Annotated in this window: 3 protein-coding genes; 2 read left to right on the plus strand and 1 reads right to left on the minus strand. The window is 71.3% G+C overall.

Annotation, left to right across the window (positions count from 1 at the left end; all coding sequences use genetic code 11):
* Positions 1–281: 281 nt before the first annotated feature.
* Entirely contained in the window at positions 282–710 is a 429-nt protein-coding gene (locus Q1N79_RS19705; protein WP_300611010.1) for a CoA-binding protein, read from the plus strand.
* 38 nt (positions 711–748) lie between these two features.
* On the opposite strand, the gene Q1N79_RS19710 is transcribed toward Q1N79_RS19705, so the two are convergent.
* Positions 749–2,161, minus strand: a complete 1,413-nt coding sequence (locus Q1N79_RS19710; protein WP_300611012.1) for an ABC transporter permease — start codon at positions 2,159–2,161, stop codon at positions 749–751.
* Positions 2,162–2,313: 152 nt separating this feature from the next.
* Here Q1N79_RS19710 and Q1N79_RS19715 point away from each other — a divergent pair.
* Positions 2,314–2,730: permease (locus Q1N79_RS19715; protein WP_300611015.1), on the plus strand; the 417-nt coding region annotated here is incomplete at its 3' end.

Genomic DNA, 2,730 nt, shown 5'->3' on the forward strand with positions numbered 1-2,730 from the left:
GTTCGCCGGAGCCGCTGCCTCGGGCACGGGAGTCGATGGCCGACCGGTCAGCGGCCCGGCCGCGCGGCACCACGCGCCCGCCCGCGGCGCGATCCCATTGTTCACAGGGACCACTGGCGTGCAACTTCGCACACTCCATGACCATTTTGCCGCCCGTAATGCCCGGTTTGTCCATGCACAAAGTGTCCAAAGTCACACTTGCGGGACTTCTGGGACGCGAGGGAAACAGCCGGCAGAAGCGGAGCTGCGGGCATCGTCCCTCGGTGGCATACCGTGGACGAGTGGCCGACACGGACGATGTAGTAAAGCGCATCCTCACCACCTACGACACGATCACGGTGGTCGGCGCGAGCGCCAGCCCGGCGAAGGCGGCCCACCGCGTGCCCGCGCTGATGCAGCGTCACGGCTGGCGGATCATCCCGGTCAACCCGCGCGGCGGGCAGATCCTCGGCGAGCAGGCGTACCGGACGCTGGCCGAGATCCCTGAGCAGGTGGGACTGGTCGACGTGTTCCGGCCGGCGGAGCGGGCGCCGGAAGTCGCGCGGCAGGCCGTCGCCGCGGGTGCCACGGCGCTATGGCTGCAGCTCGGCATCGCCTCGGCGCAGGCCAGGGAGATCGCCGAGGCGGCCGGGCTGGCCTACGTGGAAAACCGGTGCCTGGCGATCGAGCTGCGCCGCCTCGGCCTCGACGCGCCCGGGCTGCGCGCCTGACCGCCGTTCCCGGGGTACTGAGCCAGTTCGGCGCCGGGTCAGCCGACCCGGGCCAGCGCGGCGCCGGGCCGCAGGCTGGCGATCCGCCAGCTCCCGAACGCGCCGGCCAGCAGCCCGCCTGCCACGGCAAGCACCACGGCCAGCGTGATCACGCCGCCGCCGACCGCCGGATTCAGCGGAACGGGCACCACGTGGATCAGGCTCGAGCCGCCGATGAGGATCTGGCGGGTACCTGGCTGCGGGATGGGCTTGGGCAGGTTGTCCGCGCCGGCCGTCGCGTACAGCTTCGGCGCGACCGCGGCGATGATCGCCGCGCCCGCGAACCCGAGACCGACTCCGGCGGCGGCGCCGGCGATGCCGATGGCGGCCGACTCGCCGAGCACCTGGGCGATGACCCGCCTGGACCGCCAGCCGAGCGCCTTCAAGATGCCGAAATCGGGCATCCTTCGGCTCACCGCGGCCAGCGTCAGCAGGCTGGCCGCGGCGAACGCGGCGGCCAGCGCCAGCACCGTCAGCCACCTGCTCAGGTTGTGGACCAGCGACACGGCGCTAGTCAGCGACCCGGTCACCTGGCTGGCCAGGTTGCCCGCGGTGGTCACGATCGTGCCAGGCAGCAGCCTCCTGATCTCCTTGCTGACCGCCGGGATGTCGGCGGCGCTGGCCGCCGTCAGGTAGATCGTGTTCACCTCGTTCCGCAGACTGCCGGCCTCCAGCGTCATGACCTGGGCCCGCGCCAGCGGGATGTAGACGCTGGGCGGGTTGCTGCCCTGCGGCTGGCTGACGATCCCGATGATCGTGTACCCGGACTGGCCGACGGTGACGGCCGATCCGATCGTCAGGCGGTTGGACGTCGCGTACTCGGAGTCCACGATCGCGACGCCGGCGTTGGCATCGGCCGCGGTGAACCAGTGGCCGGAGACCAGCGACGCGGCGCCCAGCGGGCTGAGCCAGGTGTTCTCGGTGTCCACGCCGTCGACGGTGTAGCCGCCGAATGCCGGAGGGGCGTAGCCGCTCGTCGGGAACGTGGTCAGCTGATCCAGGATCGTAATTCCGCCGGCCGCTGCCGCCACGCCAGGCAGCCGCGCTGCCTCGGCCACCTTCGACGCGCTGAATCCCGAGTACGGCGCGTTCAGGTCGCTCTGCGTCTTCCCGGCCATGTTCACGCACGTGCCGTTCGTGCAGACCTCCAAGGGGTTGCCGTCTGGGGGCAGCTGCGCTGCCTGGGCGCCCGGCGGCGGTGCTGTCGGGTGCGGTGCCTCGCCGGTTACGGTCACGTCGGTGCCCACCCCGTACAGCGCGCCGAGCACCGTGGACTCCGCCCGCGCCACCCCGGCCGACGCGGCGGACACCGTGACAACCAGTCCCACGCCCAGCCCGAGGCCCAGGGCGATGACAACGGCCTGGCGCATCCTGCGGCTCAGCTCCCGCCGCAGGTACGTGACAAAGAACATCCGCGCCAACCCTTTCCGCGCCGCCTTGGCCAGCTTGGCGGCAGACACCGTTGTACCGCACACATCTGCCGGCCGGAAGGGGCCGGGGCACCCGGACGCCGGCCTGCATGGCAGCCTGAAGTAACCCGACGGCAGACCAAGGGGTGACCAGAATGCACCCGATCGTCCACGCGCTGGCCATCACCGGGTCGATGACCTGGGAGATCGCCTGGGCCCTCATCCTCGGGTTCACGCTGTCGGCCGTCGTGCAGGCGCTGGTACGCAAGGCCGACATCATCCGGCTGCTCGGCGATGACCGCCCGCGGACGCTGGCGCTCGCGGCGGGCTTCGGCGCGGCGTCCTCATCGTGCTCCTACGCGGCGGTGGCGCTGGCCCGGTCGCTGTTCCGCAAGGGCGCGAGCTTCACCGCCGCGATGGCGTTCGAGATCGCCTCCACGAACCTGGTGATCGAACTCGGCGTGATCCTGGCGCTGCTCATGGGCTGGCAGTTCACCGTCGCCGAGTTCGCCGGCGGTCCTGTCATGATCGTGGTCATCGCCGTGCTGTTCCGCCTGCTGCTGACGCAGCGG

It is taken from the genome of Trebonia sp. (assembly GCF_030042015.1).
Taxonomy (GTDB): Bacteria; Actinomycetota; Actinomycetes; order Streptosporangiales; family Streptosporangiaceae; genus Trebonia.

Coding starts and splice junctions, on each gene's coding strand:
- Q1N79_RS19710 (WP_300611012.1), bottom strand. CDS start 2,161: ATGTTCTTTGTCACGTACCTGCGGCGGGAGCTGAGCCGCAGGATGCGC.